Source organism: Pseudonocardia oceanicola (assembly GCF_047200735.1).
Classification (GTDB): Bacteria; Actinomycetota; Actinomycetes; order Mycobacteriales; family Pseudonocardiaceae; genus Pseudonocardia.
This window is the reverse complement of record NZ_JBJZON010000037.1, coordinates 1-19,674: the sequence shown is the minus strand read 5'-3', so window position 1 is coordinate 19,674 and position 19,674 is coordinate 1. Positions and strand designations below refer to the sequence as shown.

General features: G+C 75.0%; 22 protein-coding genes and 1 tRNA gene. 22 read left to right on the top strand and 1 reads right to left on the bottom strand.

The window, feature by feature from the left end; genetic code table 11:
- The first annotated feature begins 1 nt into the window (after position 1).
- Genes ACL02T_RS32015 through ACL02T_RS31975 form a run of 9 tightly spaced genes read left to right on the top strand, consistent with a single transcriptional unit; the run spans position 2 to position 8,052 of the window.
- Positions 2-1,030, top strand: a complete 1,029-nt coding sequence (locus tag ACL02T_RS32015; RefSeq protein WP_412834549.1) for a Fe2+-enterobactin ABC transporter substrate-binding protein — start codon at positions 2-4, stop codon at positions 1,028-1,030.
- Between the two features lie 4 nt (positions 1,031-1,034).
- A complete protein-coding gene (gene entS, locus ACL02T_RS32010) occupies positions 1,035-2,291 on the top strand; it encodes an enterobactin transporter EntS (protein ID WP_412834548.1) in 1,257 nt (418 codons plus the stop codon).
- A complete protein-coding gene (locus tag ACL02T_RS32005; protein WP_412834547.1) occupies positions 2,288-3,121 on the top strand; it encodes an SDR family oxidoreductase in 834 nt (277 codons plus the stop codon). Before entS ends, ACL02T_RS32005 begins: the two co-directional genes overlap by 4 nt.
- A 40-nt stretch (positions 3,122-3,161) precedes the next feature.
- Positions 3,162-4,403 carry an isochorismate synthase gene (locus ACL02T_RS32000; protein ID WP_412834546.1) on the top strand — a complete coding sequence of 414 codons (1,242 nt, stop codon included), beginning with the start codon at positions 3,162-3,164 and terminating at the stop codon, positions 4,401-4,403.
- On the top strand, positions 4,400-6,040 hold the full coding sequence (locus ACL02T_RS31995) for a (2,3-dihydroxybenzoyl)adenylate synthase (RefSeq protein ID WP_412834545.1): 1,641 nt from the start codon (positions 4,400-4,402) through the stop codon (positions 6,038-6,040). Before ACL02T_RS32000 ends, ACL02T_RS31995 begins: the two co-directional genes overlap by 4 nt.
- A 5-nt stretch (positions 6,041-6,045) precedes the next feature.
- On the top strand, positions 6,046-6,711 hold the full coding sequence (locus ACL02T_RS31990) for an isochorismatase family protein (protein ID WP_412834568.1): 666 nt from the start codon (positions 6,046-6,048) through the stop codon (positions 6,709-6,711).
- A complete protein-coding gene (locus ACL02T_RS31985) occupies positions 6,708-6,962 on the top strand; it encodes a phosphopantetheine-binding protein (protein WP_412834544.1) in 255 nt (84 codons plus the stop codon). The genes ACL02T_RS31990 and ACL02T_RS31985 overlap by 4 nt, the downstream gene beginning before the upstream one ends.
- A complete protein-coding gene (locus tag ACL02T_RS31980) occupies positions 6,959-7,183 on the top strand; it encodes an MbtH family protein (RefSeq protein ID WP_412834543.1) in 225 nt (74 codons plus the stop codon). The genes ACL02T_RS31985 and ACL02T_RS31980 overlap by 4 nt, the downstream gene beginning before the upstream one ends.
- A complete protein-coding gene (locus ACL02T_RS31975; protein ID WP_412834542.1) occupies positions 7,180-8,052 on the top strand; it encodes a siderophore-interacting protein in 873 nt (290 codons plus the stop codon). Before ACL02T_RS31980 ends, ACL02T_RS31975 begins: the two co-directional genes overlap by 4 nt.
- On the opposite strand, the gene ACL02T_RS31970 is transcribed toward ACL02T_RS31975, so the two are convergent.
- Entirely contained in the window at positions 8,043-8,189 is a 147-nt protein-coding gene (locus ACL02T_RS31970) for a hypothetical protein (RefSeq protein WP_412834541.1), read from the bottom strand. The two genes, ACL02T_RS31975 and ACL02T_RS31970, sit on opposite strands and share 10 nt — an antisense overlap.
- Before the next feature lie 634 nt (positions 8,190-8,823).
- On the opposite strand from ACL02T_RS31970, the gene ACL02T_RS31965 reads away from it, so the two are divergent.
- The 13 genes from ACL02T_RS31965 to ACL02T_RS31905 form a co-directional block, all read left to right on the top strand.
- A complete protein-coding gene (locus ACL02T_RS31965; RefSeq protein ID WP_412834567.1) occupies positions 8,824-9,723 on the top strand; it encodes a ParA family protein in 900 nt (299 codons plus the stop codon).
- Positions 9,720-10,547 carry a segregation and condensation protein A gene (locus ACL02T_RS31960; RefSeq protein ID WP_412834540.1) on the top strand — a complete coding sequence of 276 codons (828 nt, stop codon included), beginning with the start codon at positions 9,720-9,722 and terminating at the stop codon, positions 10,545-10,547. Before ACL02T_RS31965 ends, ACL02T_RS31960 begins: the two co-directional genes overlap by 4 nt.
- Positions 10,510-11,133 carry an SMC-Scp complex subunit ScpB gene (gene scpB / locus ACL02T_RS31955; RefSeq protein ID WP_412834539.1) on the top strand — a complete coding sequence of 208 codons (624 nt, stop codon included), beginning with the start codon at positions 10,510-10,512 and terminating at the stop codon, positions 11,131-11,133. The genes ACL02T_RS31960 and scpB overlap by 38 nt, the downstream gene beginning before the upstream one ends.
- Before the next feature lie 61 nt (positions 11,134-11,194).
- Positions 11,195-11,974 (top strand): pseudouridine synthase, encoded by a 780-nt coding sequence (locus ACL02T_RS31950; protein ID WP_412834538.1) that lies wholly within the window; start codon positions 11,195-11,197, stop codon positions 11,972-11,974.
- Between the two features lie 8 nt (positions 11,975-11,982).
- Positions 11,983-12,345: a chorismate mutase gene (gene aroH / locus ACL02T_RS31945; protein ID WP_037038527.1), complete on the top strand. Its 363-nt coding sequence runs from the start codon at positions 11,983-11,985 to the stop codon at positions 12,343-12,345.
- A 210-nt stretch (positions 12,346-12,555) separates the two neighbouring features.
- Entirely contained in the window at positions 12,556-13,230 is a 675-nt protein-coding gene (gene cmk / locus ACL02T_RS31940; RefSeq protein WP_412834566.1) for a (d)CMP kinase, read from the top strand.
- Positions 13,227-13,904, top strand: coding sequence for a lysophospholipid acyltransferase family protein (locus ACL02T_RS31935; RefSeq protein WP_412834537.1), 678 nt, complete (start codon positions 13,227-13,229; stop codon positions 13,902-13,904). The genes cmk and ACL02T_RS31935 overlap by 4 nt, the downstream gene beginning before the upstream one ends.
- Positions 13,904-15,358 carry a ribosome biogenesis GTPase Der gene (gene der / locus ACL02T_RS31930; RefSeq protein WP_412834536.1) on the top strand — a complete coding sequence of 485 codons (1,455 nt, stop codon included), beginning with the start codon at positions 13,904-13,906 and terminating at the stop codon, positions 15,356-15,358. Before ACL02T_RS31935 ends, der begins: the two co-directional genes overlap by 1 nt.
- A 56-nt stretch (positions 15,359-15,414) precedes the next feature.
- The gene (locus ACL02T_RS31925; protein WP_412834535.1) at positions 15,415-16,080 is read left to right on the top strand and encodes a response regulator; all 666 of its coding nucleotides are present in this window, start codon (positions 15,415-15,417) and stop codon (positions 16,078-16,080) included.
- A complete protein-coding gene (locus ACL02T_RS31920) occupies positions 16,080-17,282 on the top strand; it encodes a sensor histidine kinase (protein WP_412834534.1) in 1,203 nt (400 codons plus the stop codon). The genes ACL02T_RS31925 and ACL02T_RS31920 overlap by 1 nt, the downstream gene beginning before the upstream one ends.
- A gap of 278 nt (positions 17,283-17,560) precedes the next feature.
- Positions 17,561-17,634 (top strand) — tRNA-Pro (locus ACL02T_RS31915).
- A gap of 146 nt (positions 17,635-17,780) precedes the next feature.
- On the top strand, positions 17,781-19,037 hold the full coding sequence (locus ACL02T_RS31910) for an Nramp family divalent metal transporter (protein ID WP_412834533.1): 1,257 nt from the start codon (positions 17,781-17,783) through the stop codon (positions 19,035-19,037).
- A gap of 136 nt (positions 19,038-19,173) precedes the next feature.
- Positions 19,174-19,674, top strand: a 501-nt coding sequence (locus ACL02T_RS31905; RefSeq protein ID WP_412834532.1) for an AfsR/SARP family transcriptional regulator, incomplete at its 3' end; no start/stop codon positions are given.

Below are 19,674 nucleotides of genomic sequence, written 5' to 3'. Positions count from 1 at the left end.
GATGTCCAGGCTGTTCCGGACGCCCCGCCGCCGGGGTGTCACGGCCCCGGGAACACTGACAGTGCTGACGGCCGCGCTGGTCGCGCTGGCCGGTTGCTCGTCGGCCCCGTCGTCGGAGTCGTCGGGGTCGTCGGGGTCGTCGGGGTCCGCGTCCGCGGGCCCCCGCACGATCCAGACCGAGCAGGGCCCGGTCGAGGTGCCGGCCTCACCGCAGCGCATCGTCAACCTCTCCGGCGGGCTCGGCGGCTACCTCTACGCCGTCGACGCGCCCGTCGTCGCCACGGACACCCGGGTCCTCGGCGTGACCGACCTCGACGGCGGCTTCCCGCCCGCCTGGGCGGACCAGGCGCGGGCGGCGAACACGCAGCAGCTTCCCGGTGGCGAGCAGCTCAACATCGAGGCCGTCGCCGCCGCCGAGCCGGACCTGATCATCGGTGGCGGACAGGGCATCACCGCGGTGCAGGCCAAGGAGAACTACGACCAGCTCTCGGCGATCGCGCCCACCGTCCTCGTGCCGCCGACGGTCTCGGACTGGCGGGAGCAGCTGCGGGTCGTCGCCGGGGCCGTGGGCCGCGGCGACCGGGTCGACGGGCTGATCGACGGCTACGACGACAAGCTCGAGCAGGTCAAGGGCTCGATCCAGGTACCCGCCGGGCCGTCCGCCATCCTGCTGTCGCTGCCCAACGAGAAGCCGTACCTGGTCCCCGAGACCGCGGCCCTGCCCCAGCAGCTCGCCGCCCTGGGCTTCACGATGGACGGCGTGCTGGCCAAGGCCGGCAACCCGCAGCTCTACGGCAGCGGCGACTCCTTCGAGGTGAGCCCGGAGCTGCTGGGCAAGGTCGCCGACGCCCCGAACCTCTTCGTGATCACCCTGTCCGGGCGCACCGTCGACCAGCTGGAGCAGGACCCGCTGTACGCCGCGCTGCCCGCCTTCCGGGCAGGCACCGTGCACGAGCTGCCGGCCACCAGCTACCGGCCGGACCTCGACGGCGCCACCAGCACCCTGACCGTGATCGACCAGGAGTTCTGATCCCATGCGGCTCGGTGGGCTGGTGATCGACACCTCACCGCTGCGGACGAGCAGGCCGTTCCGGTTCGCGTTCGTGGCACGGCTGGTGTCGCTGCTCGGGATCGGCCTGCTCGTCGTGGCCGTCCCGGCGCAGACCTACGCGCTCACCGGGTCCTCGTTGCACGTCGCGGGCGTCGCGACCACGACGGGCATCGGCCTGTTCGTGGGCAGCATCGGTGGCGGCGTGCTGGTCGACCGGTTCGAGCGGCGGCGGACCATCCAGCTGGCCCGGTCCGCCGCCGGTCTCGCCTTCCTCGTCCTGGGGGCCAACGCCCTGGTGCCCGAGCCGTCGCTCGCGGTCGTCTACCTGGCGTCGGCGGTCGACGGGCTGGCCGGCGGCGTCAGCGGCACCGCCCTGATGGCCGTCGTCCCCACGATCGTGCCGCGGGACAAACTCGCCGCGGCCGGGGCGCTCACCGCGCTCACCACCGACCTCGGGACCGTCGCGTCCCCGGCGATCGCCGGGGTGATCATCGCGTCCGGCGGGATCGCCACGACCTACTTCGTCGCCGCCGTCGCGACCGCGCTCACGGTCGGCCTGATCCGCGGGATCGGTCCCTCGCCGGTACCGGGGGAGACCCACGAGCAGCCGCTGCGCGCGCTCGCGACCGGCCTCCGCTACGCGTCCGCCCACCGCGTCGTGCGGGCGGTGCTCGTGGTCGGGCTGCTGACGATGCTGGTCAGCGGGCCGATGGTGCTGCTTCCCGCGTACGTCGACCAGACCCTCGGCGCCGGCCCGCAGGTCCTCGGGCTGCTCTACGGCGCCCCCGCCGTCGGGGCGGTGGCGGGCTCGCTGACCAGCGGCTGGACCGGGCGGGTCCGGCGCAGCGGGATCGCGCTGCTCGCGTCGGTGGCCCTGATGAGCGGCGGGATCGCGGTGCTCGGCCTCGCCGGCGGCGCCGTCGTCGCGTTCCTCGCGCTGGCCGGCCACGGGCTCGGCCGCGCGCTCACCGACATCCTGCGCTTCGCGGTGCTGCAGCAGAACACGCCCGACGCGCTGCGCGGCCGGATCTCCAGCCTCTGGCAGGCCCAGGTCGTCGTCGGGACGTCCGTGGGGTCGATCCTCGCCGGCCTGCTCGGTCGCCGGTTCGCCCCGGATACCGCCCTGCTCGTCTACGGCCTGGGCGGTGTCGTGCTCGCCGCGCTGCTGGTCGGCGTCCTCGGCGCGCTGTGGCGGGTCACGAACGAGCCGCAGCCGATCGACCCGGAGGTGTCCACATGACCGGAACCGCATTCGTCACCGGTGCCGCGCAAGGGATCGGGGCCGCGGTCGCGGCCGCGTTCGCCCGTGCCGGCACCCCGGTCGCGCTGGTCGACCGCGAGGAGGGCGTGCAGGCCACCGCGGAGAAGCTCCGCGCCGACGGCGGTACCGCGATCGCGCTCGTCGCGGACGTCACCGACCCGGTCGCCGTCGAGGCGGCGGTCGACCGCGTCGAGGCCGAGATCGGGCCGATCGCCGCCCTGGCCAACGTCGCCGGCGTGCTGCGCACCGGCGGCGTGCTGGACCTGCCGGACAGCGCGCTCGCCGAGAGCCTCGCCGTGAACACCACCGGCGTCTGGAACACCGGGCGGGCCGTCGGCCGCCGGATGCACGCGCGGCGGGCCGGCTCGATCGTCACGGTCGCCTCCAACGCCGCCGCCACCCCGCGCACCGGGATGGGCGCCTACTCCGCGTCCAAGGCCGCCGCGGCCGCGCTCACCCGGGCGTTCGGCCTCGAGCTGGCCCCGTACGTGCGCTGCAACGTCGTGTGTCCCGGCTCCACCGACACCCCGATGCTGCGCGGGATGTGGGCCGACCCCGCCCACCCGGACGACAGGGCCGACCCGGACGACAGGGCCGACCCGGACGACAGGGCCGACCCGGACGACAGGGCCGCGAGGGCCCGGGTCCTCGCCGGCGTCCCCGCCGAGTACCGCCTCGGGATCCCGTTGCAGCGCATCGCCGATCCCGCCGACGTCGCCGACGTCGTCCTCTTCCTGGCGAGCGACGCCTCCCGCCACGTGACGATGCAGTCCCTCACCGTCGACGGGGGCGCCACCCTCGGCACCTGAACCCCGTCCGCCCTCGCCTCCCCCACGAGAGGAACCATCCGTGTCGACTCCAGCCCTGGAACGGCCGGCCCGGCCCGTACCCCGGCACCGTGCGACCGACCTGCTCGCCGCCTACCTCCCGGGCTCGTTCTTCTACTCCTCCACCCGCGGAGCGTTGCTCGCCGACGGCGTGCACGCCCCGGTACCCGCCGATCGGGGCCGCGGCGGGGCCGGTCCGCGCGCCGGAGCGGCCGCCGACGCCCTCGACGCGGCCCGTACCGCGGGCGTGCGGGACCCGCTGGTCGTCGGTGCGCTCGGCTTCGGGCCCGACGCGGAGTCCAGCCTCGTGGTGCCGGCGGTGGTGCGGCGGGCGGCCCCGCTCGGTGCGGCCCCGCCCGCCGAGCCGGGGCCGGCCGAGCCGCTGCAGGGCTGGGCGGTGCGCCAGCACCCCGCCCCCGAGGAGTACCAGGCCGGGGTGCGACGGGCCCTCGCGCTCATCGACGACGGCGGGCTGCGCAAGGTCGTCCTCGCCCGCTGGCTGGAGCTGACCGCGGGGCAGGAGGTGCCGGTCCCCGCCCTGCTGCGCCGGCTGGCCCGGGCGAACCCGACCGCACACGCCTTCGCGGTCGACGTCACCGCGCCCGGTGACGCGGCCACCCGCACGCTGGTCGGGGCGAGCCCGGAGCTGCTGGTCTCGCGGCGGGGGACCGAGGTCGTCGCGAACCCGCTCGCCGGCTCGCTGCCGCGGGTGCCCGGCACGTCGGCGGAGGCCGAAGCCGAGAACCGCCGTCGGATCGCCGCGCTCCGCGCGTCGGACAAGGACCGCCGCGAGCACGCCCTGGTGGCCGCGCAGGTCGGTGAGGTGCTCGGCCGGTTCTGCACCGACCTGCACCTCCCGGCCGAGCCCGAGGTCATCGGCACACCGACGATGTGGCACCTGTCGAGCCGGATCCTCGGCCGGCTGCCGGACCCGGCGGATCCCGCGGTGTCGTCGCTCGGCCTCGCGGAGGCCCTGCACCCGACACCCGCGGTCTGCGGGGTGCCGGTGCCCGAGGCGCGCGCGGTGATCGCCGACCTCGAGCCGGTCGACCGCGGCTACTTCACCGGCCTCGTCGGCTGGACCGGGCCGGACGGTGACGGCGAGTGGGTCGTCACGATCCGCAGCGCGGAGGTGAGCGAACGGACCGTCCGGCTCTTCGCCGGGGCCGGGATCGTCGAGGGCTCCCGTCCCGAGGCCGAGCTGGCCGAGACGAGCGCGAAGTTCCGGACCCTGTTGCGCGCCATCGGGATGGAGGACGAGTGACCGGCTCCCCGCTGCCCGACCTGGACCACACGCCCTGGCCGCCCGAGGTCGCCGCGCACTACCGCGCCGCCGGGTACTGGCGCGGGCAGACCTTCGGCGCGGTGCTCACCTGCCTCACGGAGGCCTACGCCGACCGCCCGGCGGTGATCGGCGAGGAGACGAGATGGACCTTCGCCGAGCTCGACGACCGGGCCCACCGGATCGCCGCGGGGCTCGCCGGCCTCGGCATCCGGCCGGGCGAGCGGGTCGTCGTGCAGCTGCCCAACGTGCCGGAGTTCCTCGCGGTGATCTTCGGGCTGTGGCGGGCCGGCGCATGGCCGGTGTTCGCCCTGCCCGCGCACCGCACCTCCGAGCTGCGGCACTTCGCGGACCAGACCGAGGCCGCCGCGATCGTCACGGTCGGGGTGCACGAGCGGCACGATCACGCCGCCACGGCCCGCGCGGTGGCCGACGAGGTGCGGTCGGTGCGACACGTCCTGGTCGTCGACACCCCGCAGTGGGCGGAGCTGGCCGCCACCCCGCCGCGCGAGCTGCCGGACCCGGACCCGGAGGGCGTGGCGTTCCTGCAGCTCAGCGGGGGCAGCACGGGACTGCCGAAGCTCATCCCGCGCACCCACGACGACTACCTCTACAGCGTCCGGGAGAGCGCCCGGATCTGCCGGCTGCGACCGGACGGCGTGTACCTCGCGGCGCTCCCGGTGGCGCACAACTACCCGCTGAGCTCACCGGGGGTGCTCGGCGCGCTGCACGCGGGGGCGGCGTCGGTGCTCGCCCCGCGGCCCGACGCCGACACCGCCTTCCGGCTGATCGAGCGGGAGCGCGTGACGATCACCGGGGTGGTTCCGCCGCTGGCCGCGGCCTGGGTCCAGGCGGCGGCGCGCACCACGCGCGATCTGTCGTCGCTGGAGGTCCTGCTCGTCGGCGGGGCGAAGTGCGGGCGCGAGCTCGCGGCACGGATCGGCCCAGCGCTGGGCTGCACGCTGCAGCAGGTCTTCGGGATGGCCGAGGGCCTGGTCAACTACACCCGGCTCGACGACCCCGAGGAGCTCGTCCTGAGCACCCAGGGCCGGCCGATCTCGCTCGACGACGAGATCCGCGTGGTCGACGAGCAGGACCGCGACGTGCCGCCGGGGGAGACCGGGACGCTGCTCACCCGCGGCCCGTACACGATCCGCGGCTACTACCGCGCCGGCGCGCACAACGCGACCGCCTTCACCGCCGACGGCTTCTACCGCACCGGGGACCTGGTGCGCCGCAACCCCTCCGGGCACATCGAGGTCGTGGGGCGCGCGAAGGAGCAGATCAACCGGGGCGGGGAGAAGGTCGCGGCCGAGGAGGTCGAGGACCACCTCATGGCCCACCCCGGGGTGCTCGACGCGGCCGTCGTCGCCGTGGCCGACCAGTACCTCGGGGAGCGGACCTGCGCCTACGTGGTGCCTGCCGAGGGCGCCACGCCGACGGCACCGGAGCTGCGGAGGTTCGTGCGGCAGCGCGGGATCGCGGCGTACAAGGTGCCGGACCTCGTGGAGATCGTCCCGGCCTTCCCGGTCACGGGGGTCGGCAAGACCAGCAAGCGCGAGCTGCGGGCGGCCCTGGCCGGGCTCGCCCCCGAGCTCGCGTCCGACCAGAAGGGGTGAGCACCGTGTCCCTGCCCAGCATCCCCGCCTACGCGCTGCCCGGCGCGGCCGAGCTGCCCGCCGGGCGGGTGGCCTGGCAGCCCGATCCCGACCGGTTCGCGCTGCTCGTCCACGACATGCAGCGCTACTTCCTGGCGCCGTACGCCGGGGCGCCGATCCCCGAGGTCACGGCCAACGTCCGGGCGCTGATCGAGGCGTGCCGCGAGCGCGGCGTCCCGGTCTTCTACACCGCCCAGCCCGGCCGGCAGGCCACCGCGGAGCGCGGCCTGCTCACCGAGTTCTGGGGCGACGGGATCGGCGCGGTGATCGACGCCGACCCGCTGGCCGAGCAGGTCGTCGACGAGCTGGCGCCCGCGGCCGCCGACACCGTCCTGACCAAGTGGCGCTACAGCGCCTTCCAGCGCAGCGACTTCGCCGAGCGGCTCACCGCCGCGGGCCGCGACCAGTTGCTGATCACCGGCATCTACGCGCACATCGGCTGCCAGGCCACGGCGCTGGAGGCCTTCATGCGCGACGTCGCCCCCTTCCTGGTGGCCGACGGCGTCGCCGACTTCTCCCGCACGCGGCACGACCAGGCCTGCGAGTACGTCGCGCAGCGCTGCGGGGCCCTGACCACCACGGCCGACGTGCTCGCCGCGCTGGCCGCCGTCCCCGCCGGAGCCGCCCGATGACCACCCCGAGCACGCTCACCGCCGACCGCCTCCGCGCCGACGTCGCCGAGCTGCTGGCCTGCGACCCGGCCGAGATCGACCCGGACGAGGACCTCCTCGACCGCGGCCTCGACTCGGTGCGGCTGATGTCGCTGGTGGAGAGGTGGCGCGCCGCGGGCGCCGCCGACCTGGAGTTCCCCGACCTGGCCGAGCAGCCCGAGCTGGGCCACTGGACAGTGGTGATCGAGACGCTGATCGGAGGGAGCGCGTGAGCACCAACCCGTTCGACGACCCCGAGGGCACCTTCCGCGTGCTCGTCAACGACGAGGAGCAGCACTCGCTCTGGCCGGACTTCGCCGAGATCCCCGCGGGATGGCGGTCGGTGTTCGGGCCGGACGGGCGCGAGGCCTGCCTGGCCTACATCGAGGAGCACTGGCAGGACCTGCGGCCGCGGTCGCTGCGCGTGGCGATGGACGGCGCGGGGGCGGCGTGAGGAGGACGGACGACCGCGCCCGCCACCACGAGCGGCTCACCGAGGTGCGGGCCGGCACCGTGGCGGCGAAGGTGCCGTACCCGATCCGGATCCGGGAGATGGAGGTCCGCGGGACGCAGCGGATCGGCGCCGGGCTGATCCGGGTGACCCTCGGCGGCGAGGGCCATGCCGGCTTCGAGAGCCATTCGCCGGACGAGCACGTCAAGCTGATCTTCCCGGACGAGGACGGCACCCTGCGCCTACCCGTGGAGCACGGCGTGATGCTCGACTGGCCCCGGCCCTTCCCGGTCTCCCGCGAGTACACGGTCCGCCGCTACGACGCGCAGGCCGGCGAGATCGACCTCGACATCGCGCTCCACCCCGGCGGACTGGGCTCGGACTGGGCCGAGGCCGTGCGGCCGGGGGAGCGGATCCACGTCGCCGGGCCGCCCGGCGGCCTGATCGTCCCGCACGCCTACGACCGCTACCTGCTCGCCGGCGACATCACCGCGCTCCCGGCGGTCGCGCGCTGGCTCGAGGAACTGCCCCGCACGGCCGCCGGGTGGGCGTTCGTCGAGGTCCGGGACGCGGCCGAGGAGATCCCGCTCGCGGCGCCGGAGGACGTCGAGGTGCGGTGGCTGCACCGCGGCGACGTGCCGGCCGGGCGGTCGGACCTGCTCGAGCGCGCCGTCCGCGCGGTGCCGATCCCGGACGGGGAACGACTCTACGTCTGGCTCGCCGGCGAGGCGACGACGCTCAGGCCGTTGCGCCGCTGGGTGACGCACGACCTCGGGCTCGGCCCGGGGGACAGCGACGTCACCGGCTACTGGAAGCGGGGCGTCGTCGACTTCGACGACGACCACGACGAGCACGGGCACCCTCACGGTTGACCGACGAGCAGTTCCGCCGGCGAGGCCGCCGTCGCCAGGTTCGTCGCCGCTCCGGCCGACCTGGCCGGTGCGGGGCCGCCCGCGCCGCGCTGCTGCGCGTCGCCCACGAGGAGCACCTGCTCGTCCTGGTGGTGCACCGCATGGCGATCGACGACCGTTCGGTACGCCCCCTCCTGGCCGACCTCGCCGAGGCGTACTCGGCGCGGCCGGCCGGCCGGCCGCCCGTGTTCACCCCGGTGCCGGGGTCCGCCGAGTGGAGGGCACGCCGGAGCGGACCACCGCGACGCGGTGACCGCTCCTGCTGTTCGCGTGCGACCTCGGCGGCGCGGACGCCGGGGTCCTGCACCACCCGGAGCTGCGTACCCCCGCCCCGCCGGCCTCCTGCCTCGTCCGAGGATCCGCCGCGAGTACCTCCAGTCAGTCGTGTCGACGTTGCGCCGCCCGGTCCGCCTGTCCCCGGGCGGGGACCCCCGGCCGTCGACCGGGCGGCCCGGCCCCCGCCGGGCCTCGCCCCGCCAGGGAGGCACTGCTCCGGGTGGGCTAGCGTGCGGTGAGGTCGACCGGAAGTTCGAGACGCCCGGGCGTGGCGCGTTGCCGCGCCCGCACATGGGTTCCTACTCTGCGCCCGAGGTAGGACCCGCCACGGGAGACGGCAGGGATCGGTACTCGGTGACCGACTCCGCGGGGATCGACTCCACGGGAATCGACTTCACGGGGATCGACACCCCGGGTACCGACACCGGATTTCGACACGAGGAGACCGGAGCCCGCATGGAGACAGCACCCCACGGGGACGGTGCGGGGCCCGACTACGACCCGACGGTGGAGCCGGACCCGGAGGACACCCCGACGTACGGCGGACGGCCCCGGGTCGGCGCGCCCGAGCCGCCCCCGCTCACCGAGCACGGGCCGGCCCGCGTCATCGCCGTGGCCAACCAGAAGGGCGGCGTGGGTAAGACCACGTCCGCGATCAACCTCGGGGCCGCGCTCGCCGAGTACGGGCGGCGGGTGCTGCTGGTCGACTTCGACCCGCAGGGTGCGCTCTCCGTGGGGCTCGGCGTGCAGCCCCACCAGCTCGACGCGACCATCTACAACCTGCTGATGGACCGCGGCGTCGAGCCCGACGACGTCATCCTCAAGACCTCGGTCGCCGGGATGGACCTGCTGCCCAGCAACATCGACCTGTCGGCGGCCGAGGTCCAGCTCGTCACCGAGGTCGGCCGCGAGCAGGCGCTCGGCCGGGCGCTCAAAGGGGTGCTCGACCGCTACGACGTCGTGCTCATCGACTGCCAGCCCAGCCTCGGCCTGCTCACGATCAACGCCCTGGCCTGCGCCGACAGCGTGCTCATCCCGCTGGCCTGCGAGTTCTTCAGCCTCCGCGGCGTCGCGCTGCTCATGGACACCATCGACAAGGTCAAGGACCGGCTCAACCCCGACCTCGACCTGATCGGCATCCTGGCCACGATGTTCGACTCGCGCACCGTGCACACCCGGGAGGTCCATCAGCGCGTGGTCGAGGCCTTCGGGGACCTGGTGTTCGACGCCGTCATCAACCGCACCATCCGCTTCCCCGAGACCACGGTCGCGGGTGAGCCGATCACGACCTGGGCGCCCAGCTCCAGCGGCGCGCAGGCCTACCGCATGCTGGCCCGCGAGGTCATCGCCCGGTGACCCTGGCCGACGACCGAGCCGCCTCCGGGAACCCGGAGGCAAGGCCCCGCTTCACGGTGCGGCTGGTCAACTTCGAGGGCCCGTTCGACCTGTTGCTGCAGCTCATCGGCAAGCACGAGCTCGACGTCACCGAGATGGCGCTGCACAAGGTCACGGACGACTTCATCGCCCACCTCGCGGCGCTCGGCGACGACGCGGACCTCGACGAGACCACCGAGTTCCTCGTCGTCGCGGCCACCCTGCTGGACCTGAAGGCCGCCCGGCTGCTCCCGGCCGCGGAGGTCGAGGACGAGGACGACCTCGCCCTGCTCGAGGCGCGGGACCTGCTCTTCGCGCGGCTGCTGCAGTACAAGGCGTACAAGCAGGTCGCCGGCCTGTTCGCGGAGCTGGAGAAGACGGCGCTGCGCCGGTTCCCGCGGTCGGTGGCGCTGGAGCCCCGGTTCGAGGGCCTGCTGCCCGAGGTCCTGCTCGGGATGGACGCCACCGCGTTCGCCGAGCTCGCGGCGAGCGTGTTCCGGCCCAAGCCCCCGCCCGTGGTCGGCACCGACCACATCCACCAGCACGACGTGTCCGTCCCGGCGCACATGGCGATCCTGCGGGAGCGGCTCGCCGAGCTGGGGGAGGCGACCTTCGCGGCCCTCACCGCGGACTGCGTCGCGCCGATCGAGATCGTCGCCCGCTTCATGGCCGTGCTGGAGCTGTACCGGGAGCGGGTGATCGAGGTGGAGCAGCCGGAGCCGTTCGGCGAGCTGACCGTACGCTGGACCCCCGCCCAGACCACCCCGAGTGAGCCGATCAGTGACCCTGCCGAACCCGGAACCTGACCCGGACGCCGACCCCGCCCTCGAGGTCGACGGCCTCCCCGGCCTGGCCCGCGAGGACGAGCTGACCGCGGCGCTGGAGGCGCTGCTGCTCGTCGTCGACTCGCCGACGGACGAGCAGGCCCTCGCCGCCGCCCTCGACCAGCCCGTCGACCGGGTGGAGCGGGCGGTGCGGCGGCTCGCCGAGAGCTACCGGGAGCAGGGCCGCGGCATCGACCTGCGTCGGGTGGGGGAGGGCTGGCGCTTCCACACCCGCGACCTCTACGCCCCCTACGTCGAGCGCTTCCTGGTCGACGGGCAGCGGGCCAAGCTCACCCGGGCCGCGCTGGAGACCCTCGCGGTGGTCGCCTACCGGCAGCCCGTCACCCGGGCGCGGGTCGCCGCGGTACGCGGTGTGAACTGCGACGGCGTCCTGCGTACGCTGCTCACGCGCGGTCTGGTGGAGGAGGCCGGCGTGGACGGGCCCACCCAGGGCACCCTGTTCCGCACCACGGAGCTCTTCCTCGAGCGGTTGGGGTTGTCCTCGCTGGAGGACCTGCCCCCGCTGGCCCCGCTGCTGCCGGACATCGACGCGATCGACGAGCTGTGAGAAGAAGGACCGTGAGCAGGACCCCCAGCAGGACCGTGAGCAGGACCCGAAGGACCGCAGCATGAACCGCCCGTCCCACCCCGCCCCCTCCCCACAGGCCGAGGGGGTGCGGCTGCAGAAGGTGCTGGCCCAGGCCGGCGTGGCCTCGCGCCGTGCGGCCGAGGAGCTCATCGCCGCCGGCCGGGTCGCCGTCGACGGCGAGGTGGTGCGCGAGATGGGCCGGCGGATCGACCCGGCCACGGCGGTGGTGCACGTCGACGGCTCCCGCATCCAGCTGCGGGACGACCAGGTGTACCTGGCGTTGAACAAGCCCGCCGGGATGCTCTCCACGATGTCGGACGACCGCGGCCGGCCCTGCGTCGGGGACCTGGTGATGCAGCGCACCGAGCTGCTCAACCAGGCCGGGCGTCTGTTCCACGTGGGGCGGCTGGACCAGGACACCGAGGGCCTGCTCCTGCTGACCAACGACGGCGAGCTCGGCCACCGGCTGATGCACCCGTCGTTCGAGGTGGAGAAGACCTACGTCGCCGAGGTCATGGGCCAGGTCGCACGCGATGTCGGCAAGCGACTCCGCGAGGGCATCGAGCTGGAGGACGGGCCGGTCCGGGTGCACTCGTTCCGGCTGGTCGACTCGCTGCCCGGCCGCTCGATGGTGGAGCTGGTGATCCACGAGGGCCGCAAGCACGTCGTCCGCCGGCTGCTCGACGAGGTGGGGCACCCGGTCCAGCGGCTGGTCCGCACCGCCGTCGGCGAGGTCCGCCTCGGCGACCAGCGGCCCGGCAAGCTCCGCCCGCTCAACCAGACCGAGGTGGGCTCGCTCTACAAGGCCGTCGGGCTGTAGGGGGCGGGATGGCGGTCCGGGCGATCCGCGGTGCGATCCAGGTCGACGGCGACTCCCGCGAGGAGATCCTCGAGGGCTCGGCCGAGCTGGTCGGCGCCGTGCTCAAACGCAACGAGCTCACCAGCGACGACGTCATCTCGATCCTCTTCACGGCCACGCCGGACCTCACGGCGGAGTTCCCGGCCTACGCCGCGCGCCTGCTCGGGCTCACCGACGTGCCGCTGATGTGTGCCACCGAGATCGCGGTGCCCGGGGCGATGCCCCGGGTGCTGCGGCTGCTCGCGCACGTCGAGACCGATCTCGCCCGGGCCGATCTGCGGCACGTGTACCTGCGCGGGGCCGCGGCCCTGCGCCGCGACCTGCCCTCCTGAGGCCCCGGCTCCGCAGCCGCCGAGGGGGGTCGGGGAGCCGCACCCCGTGCCAGGCACAATGGTCGACGGCCCGCGCCAGGTCACCAGGTTCCGGCGGGGCCTGGAATACCGCTGCACGAGGGGTGAGGCATGACCGGGCCGACAGCGTCGACAGCGTCGACGGCGGCGACCGGGTCGACGGACCACGGTGTCCTGAACGACGTCGTCGCCATGGACGGGCCCTCGGGCACCGGCAAGTCGACCGTCTCGCGGCGGCTGGCCCGCACGTTGCACGCCGCCTACCTCGACACCGGCGCGATGTACCGGGCCGCCACGCTGGCCTGCCTGCGGGCCGGGCTCACCGCCGACAGCGACCCGGGGCGGATCGCCGCCGTCGCGACGGCGGCGGAGCTGGAGTCGGTCACCGACCCGTCCGCGCCCCGGATCCTGCTGGCCGGCGAGGACGTCGAGGCCGAGATCCGGGACGAGCCGGTGACCAGGGCGGTCTCCGCGGTCTCCGCGGTGCCGGAGGTGCGGACGGCGCTCGTCGCCCGGCAGCGGGAGCACATCGACCGCGCCCTCGGGCGGGGACGCGGGATCGTGGTCGAGGGCCGCGACATCGGCAGCGTGGTCGCGCCCGAGGCGAAGCTGAAGGTCTACCTGACCGCCTCGGAGGAGGTCCGGGCCGCGCGCCGCGGCCGGCAGGACGCCCGGGCGGGCCGGCTCACCGACCCCGCCGCGACCCTCGCCGACGTCCAGCGCCGCGACCGGCTGGACTCGACGCGCAAGACCTCGCCGCTGCACGCCGCGGCCGACGCGCTCGTCGTCGACACGGACGACCTGTCCGTCGACGCCGTGCTGGTGGAGCTCCTGCGGCTGGTCCGGGAGCGTGGGCTCGTCACATGAGCACCACCCCGGCCGGTGCCCCGGCCGACCTCCCCGCCGGCGCCGACCCGAGGCTGCACGACCTGGCCCGCTGGGTGGGGGCATGGTGCTTCCGCCCCGTGCTCCGGGTCCACGTCCACCATCGCGAGCGGATCCCCGCGGCCGGCCCCGTGGTGCTCGTCGCGAACCACAGCGCGCTCGTCGACGGTCCGTTGCTCTTCGGACTACTCGGGCGGCGTTCGGTGTTCCTGGTCAAGCAGGAGATGTTCACCGGCATCCTGGGGAGGGGGCTGCGCGGGATCGGGCAGCTGGCCGTGCGGCGCGGCGAGCCCGACCGGGCCCCCCTGACCGCGGCGCTCGGCGTGCTGCGCGGGGGCGGGCTCGTGGGGGTGTTCCCCGAGGGCACGCGCGGCAGCGGTGACGTCGCCGCGGCCCAGCAGGGCGCGGCCTGGCTGGCCCGCACCTCCGGCGCGCAGGTCCTCCCGGTCGTCTGCCGGGGGACCCGCCGGCCGGAGGGGAGCGGGCGGCGGTGGCGCCCGCGGGTGGACGTACTGGTGGGCGAGCCCCTGCCGCCCCCGACCGGGAGGGGCCGCGCGGAGCTCGCCGCGGCCACCGAGACCCTCCGCGGCGCGCTCGCCGCGCTGGTCGCGGACCTCGACGCGAGACGAGCCACGAACATGCGGAGTAGTGCCTGATGGACGACACGATCACCGGCGGCGACCGCGCCGCCATGGCGGAGCTGGGGCTCGACCCCGACGAGTTCGCCGCCGCCGACGACGAGTTCGGCGAGGGCGGCGAGGGCTCCGGCGAGCAGGGCCCGGCGCCGGTCCTCGCCGTCGTCGGCCGGCCCAACGTGGGCAAGTCGACGCTGGTCAACCGGTTCCTGGGGCGCCGCGAGGCGGTCGTGCAGGACATCCCCGGCGTGACCCGTGACCGCGTGTCCTACGACGCGCTGTGGAACGGGCGGCGGTTCACCGTCGTCGACACCGGCGGCTGGGAGCCCGACGCCGTCGGGCTGCAGAAGGAGGTCGCCGCGCAGGCCGAGCTGGCCATGCGCACGGCCGACGCGATCCTGCTCGTCGTCGACGCGCGGGTGGGGGCGACCGAGGTCGAGGAGGCGGCCGCCCGGGTGCTGCGCCGCTCCGACCGGCCGGTCCTGCTGGCCGCGACCAAGGTCGACGATGAGCGTGCGGTCGCCGAGACCGCCGCGCTGTGGGGGCTGGGGCTCGGCGAACCGCACCCGGTGTCGGGCCTGCACGGCCGCGGCTCCGGCGACCTGCTCGACGCGATCCTCGAGGCCCTGCCCGAGACCCCGCGGGAGACCTTCGGGGCGACCGCCGGGGGGCCGCGCCGGGTGGCGCTGGTCGGCCGGCCCAACGTCGGCAAGTCCTCCCTGCTCAACCGGGTCTCCGGGGAGCTGCGCTCGGTCGTGCACGACGTCGCGGGCACCACCGTCGACCCGGTCGACTCCCTCGTCGAGCTCGACGGCGAGATCTGGCGCTTCGTGGACACCGCCGGCCTGCGCAAGCGGGTGCGGACCGCCAGCGGCATGGAGTACTACGCCAGCCTGCGCACCCAGGCCGCGATCGAGGCGGCCGAGGTCGCCCTCGTGCTGCTCGACGCGAGCGAGCCGATCTCCGAGCAGGACCAGCGGGTGCTGTCCATGGTCGAGGAGGCCGGGCGGGCGCTCGTGATCGTGTTCAACAAGTGGGACCTCGTCGACGAGGAGCGCCGGCTCGCGATGAAGCGCGAGCTCGAGCGTGATCTCGTCCGCGTCCGGTGGGCCGAGCGGGTCAACGTCTCCGCACTCACCGGCCGGGCCACGTCGAAGATCGCGCCGGCGATGCGGACCGCGCTCGCCTCGTGGGACCAGCGAATCCCGACCGGCCGGCTCAACGGCTGGCTGTCCGAGGTGATCGCCGCGACGCCGCCGCCGGTGCGCGGCGGCAAGCAGCCGAAGGTGCTCTTCGCCACTCAGGCGCAGTCCCGGCCGCCGACGTTCGTGCTGTTCACGAGCGGCTTCCTGGAGGCCGGGTACCGCCGGTTCCTGGAGCGGAGGCTGCGCGAGGAGTTCGGCTTCGAGGGCTCGCCGATCCGGCTGTCGGTGCGGGTGCGCGAGAAGCGGGACCGCAGGGGCAAGCGCCGCTGAGGGGGCCGCCGCGCGCGTCCTCCTGGCGGCGCAGCCGCACCGACTACCCTCGTCGCATGGCCGTTGACTCCCCCAGCGGTCCGACCGGACCCGTCCGTGTCGTTCTGGCGGACGACGAGGCGCTGCTCCGGGCGGGTCTGCATACCGTACTGGAGGCGCGGGGCACCGTGGTCGTGGTGGGGGAGGTGGCCGACGGGGAGGGGCTGATCGCCGCCGTCGACCGGCACCGGCCGGACGTCGTGCTCGCCGACGTGCAGATGCCGGGTCGGTCGGGCCTCGACGCGCTGCGGGTGCTGTGTGCCCGCCCCGACGCCGTCCCGGCGGCCGTGCTCACGACCTTCGACCTGGACGAGTACGTCACCGAGGCACTGCGGATCGGGGTGCAGGGGTTCCTGCTCAAGGACGCCGAGCCCGAGGCGCTCATCCGCGCCGTGCTCGACCTCGCCGCCGGCGGCGCGGTCCTGGACCCCCGGATCACCGCGCGGCTGCTGCCGCGGCTCGTGCCCGAACCCGCGCCCGTCCCGCCGCGCCCGGCGGACCTGACGTTGCGGGAGACCCAGGTGCTGCGGCTGCTGGCCGACGGGGAGTCGAACGCGACGATCGGGGGCCGGCTCGGGTTGGCCGAGGCGACGGTGAAGAAGTACGTGTCGGCGCTGCTGGTGAAGCTGGGTGCCGAGAACCGGGTCCAGGCGGCGCTGCTCGCGCAGAGCTGGGGCGCCTGATGCGGCGGGTCGCGACGGCGGTCCGGCGGGGCGGTCCGCTGTGGCGGCTCGGGGTCGAGGTCCTCGCGGTCGGCCTGCCGGCGGTGTTCGTCCTGCTCTCCGCCCCGGGCCCGTACGTCTGGTCGGTCACCGCGGGACTGGTCGGGTGCGCCCTGCTCCCGCTGCGGCACGTGCGCCCGTGGCTCGCCGTCGTCGGGTCGCTGTGCGCGATCGGGGGCGGGCTGGGCTGGCCCGCCCAGATCGTGGCGTTGTTCACCCTCGGGCGCCGAACGCGGCTCGGCGCGACCGTGCCGTGGCTGGTGCTGGTCGTCCTCGCCGCGGTGGTCCCGGTGCTGTACCGCGAGGTCCTGACCTGGCAGTCGGTGATCCTCACGGTGGTGTTCGCCGTGCTCTCGGCCGGCAGCCCGCTCGGGTTCGGCCTGCTCACGGCCACCCGGGAGCGGTTGACCGCGAGCCTGCGGGAGCTGCAGGACGCCCGGGGGGCGGCGCTCGCCGCGCGGGAGAGCGCCGCGCGGGCCGAGGAGCGGGCCCGGATCGGCCGCGAGGTGCACGACGCCGTCGGTCACCACGCCACGCTCATCGCCGTCGGCGCGGCGGCGCTGTCCGCCTCGGCCGAGGAGGAGCGGACCCGCGAGGCCGCGGACCTCCTCCGCACGCACGCGAAGGAGGCGCTGGCGGAGATGCGCAGCGCGCTCGGCCTCGTGGGGCCGGCACCGGCCGTCGCCCGCGGTGTCGGCGAGCTCGTCGACCGGGCCCGGGACACCGGCCTCGACGTGGAGCTCGCCGCCCTCGGCACCGGCCGCACCCTGCCCGTGGCACCGGACCAGGCGATCTACCGCGTGGTCCAGGAGGCGCTGACCAACGCGGCCCGGCACAGTCCCGGGTCCGCCGTGCGGGTCGAGATCGACTGGCGCGCGACCGACCGGATCCGGGTGGAGGTCGTCAACGGGCCGGCCCGACGCCCGGGGCGGGGATCCTTCGGCGCCGGGGGAGCGGGTCTCACCGGGCTCGCCGAGCGGGTCGCGTCCGTCGGCGGCGACCTCCTCTGCGGGCCCGACGCGGGCGGCTTCCGGGTGCGCGCGGAGCTGCCCCTCGCACCGGCGACGCCGCCGCACGGGCAGCGCCGCGTCCGCCCCGGTCGCGACGCACCCGACGACGGGGCCGAGCCCGGCACCGGCACCGGGCCCCTCCCGGTCGCCTGATCGGTCCGGCACGCCGCCCGTCTCGAGCTCGTCGGCGGGGTTCCTGGTCGAGGGCGGGTTACCGGCCGGTACCCACGAAAGTCGCCCCCGTGGGGCGACCGATGGCGGTGGTGCACCGCAGCCCGCCGAACGAGACTGGTCCCGGCCGGCACGGTGGTGCCCCACCGTGTGGCCTCGGCGAGTGGGTTCGCGGACGAGTTGGGGGGAGCCGGATCCCGGGCCGGTGCAGGGAGTCGATCGGCGGTGCGGTAGGCTGATCGAGCCCTCACGGGGGCGGCCGGGACGTGGCGCAGCTTGGTAGCGCACTTGACTGGGGGTCAAGGGGTCGCAGGTTCAAATCCTGTCGTCCCGACGGTCGGCGGAGGCCGGTGTCCATTCGACGGGGACACCGGCCTCTCCGCCGTTCTCACCCCCAGGAGTCGGCGCCGAGGCCCATCGTCCGAACGGGGGTGGGAGCCCCGGCTATCACGCAGCGATAGCCATGCCTACCCTGGCGGGATGGACGGGCCGGACCGCCCCGGGAGCGGGAAGCGCCGGCGGGGCGCAGGTCTGCGGACCCGGCTGACGATCGCCGGGCCGGCCTTCGTCGCGGCGATCGCATACATCGATCCCGGCAACTTCGCCACGAACTTCGCGGCGGGCTCGCAGTACGCCTACCTGCTGCTGTGGGTGATCGTGGCGGCGAACCTGCTGGCCATGCTCGTGCAGATGCTGTCGGCCAAGCTCGGGCTGGCCACCGGCCGGAACCTGGCCGAGCTGTGCCGCGAGCGGTTCCCCCGCCCGGTGAGCTGGGGGATGTGGGTCCAGGCCGAGGCGGTCGCCGTCGCCACCGACCTGGCGGAGGTGCTCGGCGGGGCGATCGCCCTCCAGCTGCTGTTCGGGATCCCGCTGTTCACCGGTGGTCTGATCACCGGGATCGTGGCGTTCGGCCTGCTCGCCCTGCAGAGCCGTGGGCACCGGCCGTTCGAGCGCGCGATCGTCGTGCTGTTCCTGGTCGTGCTCGTGGGCCTGTTCGCCACGCTGTTCCGGGTGGACGTCGACGGCGCCGGCGCGGTGAGCGGCCTGGTGCCCCGGTTCGCCGGGACCGACAGCCTGCTGCTCGCCACCGGGATCCTCGGCGCCACCGTGATGCCGCACGTGATCTACCTGCACTCCGCCCTGACCCAGCGTCGGCTGCGCGCGGACACCCTCGAGGGGCAACGCTTCATCCTGCGCACCACCCGGCTCGACGTCCTGGTCGGCATGGGCACCGCCGGGCTCATCAACGCCTCGATGCTGCTCATCGCCGCCGCGGTGTTCGCCGGCTCGACCCTCACCGGGACCGACACGCTCGCCGGCGTGTACTCCGGTCTCGGGGCCGCCGTCGACGAGTGGGCGGCTCTCGCGTTCGCGATCGCGCTGCTGGCCTCCGGCTTCGCCTCCTCGGGCGTCGGCACCTACGCCGGCCAGGTCGTCATGCAGGGCTTCCTCCGTCGCCGTATCCCGCTGCTGCTGCGCCGCGTGCTGACCCTGGCGCCGGCCCTGGTCGTCCTCGGCCTCGGTGTGGAACCCACCGAGGCCCTGGTGTGGTCCCAGGTCGTGCTCTCGTTCGGGATCCCGTTCGCGCTGGTGCCGCTGGTGCTGTTCACCCGCCGCCGCGACCTCATGGGCCCGCTCGTCAACCACCGGCTGACGACGGCCGCCGCGGTGGTCGTCGCCGCGATGATCATCGCGTTGAACGTGTTCCTGCTGGTCGGCTTCGTCACCGCCGCCTGAGCCGGACCCGGTCGTCCGCCACGGTGTGCGACGGGCCGCGGCCGTCGTCGGCAGCAGGCGAGAGCATCCTTGCCGCGTCGGTCCGTGCCGAGCAGACTCGCCCCACGCCTCGCGAGGTGCGGAGAGGGGCGGACGGGTGGACGAGGCACTGGCGATCCGGCTTCTGGGCCGCTTCGAGGTCGGCGTCGGCGACCGGCGGGTCGGCGACACCGCGTGGCGGCTCCGGAAGGCGCGCACCCTCGTGAAGCTGCTCGCCCTCGACCCGGAGCGGCGCGTGCATCAGGACCGGCTCGCCGAGATGTGGTGGCCGGACGGCGACGGCGCCGTCCGCAACAACCTCCACCAGGTCCTGCACGCCGCGCGCCGCGCCCTCGGCACGGTCGGTGTCGACCACGGCGTCGTCCTGCGCCACGAGCTCGTCCAGCTCGCACCGGGCCGACCCGTCCTCGTCGACGTGCAGGACTTCCTGCGGAGGGCCCGTGCGGCCCGCACCTCCACGGATCTCCGGCTCCTCGAGAGCGTCCTCGCGGCGGGCCAGGGGGAGCTGCTGCCGGAGGACCGCCACGAGGACTGGGCGCGGCCGCACCGGGACGCCCTGCGGGAGCGGCGGATCGAGCTGGCGCTGGCGGCGGCGTCG

What these genes read in the sequence shown, in the direction of transcription:
- ACL02T_RS32015 (WP_412834549.1), top strand. Translation starts at nt 2, where the DNA reads ATGTCCAGGCTGTTCCGGACGCCCCGCCGCCGGGGTGTCACGGCCCCG.
- entS (WP_412834548.1), top strand. Translation starts at nt 1,035, where the DNA reads ATGCGGCTCGGTGGGCTGGTGATCGACACCTCACCGCTGCGGACGAGC.
- ACL02T_RS32005 (WP_412834547.1), top strand. Translation starts at nt 2,288, where the DNA reads ATGACCGGAACCGCATTCGTCACCGGTGCCGCGCAAGGGATCGGGGCC.
- ACL02T_RS31985 (WP_412834544.1), top strand. Translation starts at nt 6,708, where the DNA reads ATGACCACCCCGAGCACGCTCACCGCCGACCGCCTCCGCGCCGACGTC.
- ACL02T_RS31965 (WP_412834567.1), top strand. Translation starts at nt 8,824, where the DNA reads ATGGAGACAGCACCCCACGGGGACGGTGCGGGGCCCGACTACGACCCG.
- ACL02T_RS31950 (WP_412834538.1), top strand. Translation starts at nt 11,195, where the DNA reads ATGAACCGCCCGTCCCACCCCGCCCCCTCCCCACAGGCCGAGGGGGTG.
- aroH (WP_037038527.1), top strand. Translation starts at nt 11,983, where the DNA reads ATGGCGGTCCGGGCGATCCGCGGTGCGATCCAGGTCGACGGCGACTCC.
- cmk (WP_412834566.1), top strand. Translation starts at nt 12,556, where the DNA reads ATGGACGGGCCCTCGGGCACCGGCAAGTCGACCGTCTCGCGGCGGCTG.
- ACL02T_RS31935 (WP_412834537.1), top strand. Translation starts at nt 13,227, where the DNA reads ATGAGCACCACCCCGGCCGGTGCCCCGGCCGACCTCCCCGCCGGCGCC.
- der (WP_412834536.1), top strand. Translation starts at nt 13,904, where the DNA reads ATGGACGACACGATCACCGGCGGCGACCGCGCCGCCATGGCGGAGCTG.
- ACL02T_RS31925 (WP_412834535.1), top strand. Translation starts at nt 15,415, where the DNA reads ATGGCCGTTGACTCCCCCAGCGGTCCGACCGGACCCGTCCGTGTCGTT.
- ACL02T_RS31920 (WP_412834534.1), top strand. Translation starts at nt 16,080, where the DNA reads ATGCGGCGGGTCGCGACGGCGGTCCGGCGGGGCGGTCCGCTGTGGCGG.
- ACL02T_RS31910 (WP_412834533.1), top strand. Translation starts at nt 17,781, where the DNA reads ATGGACGGGCCGGACCGCCCCGGGAGCGGGAAGCGCCGGCGGGGCGCA.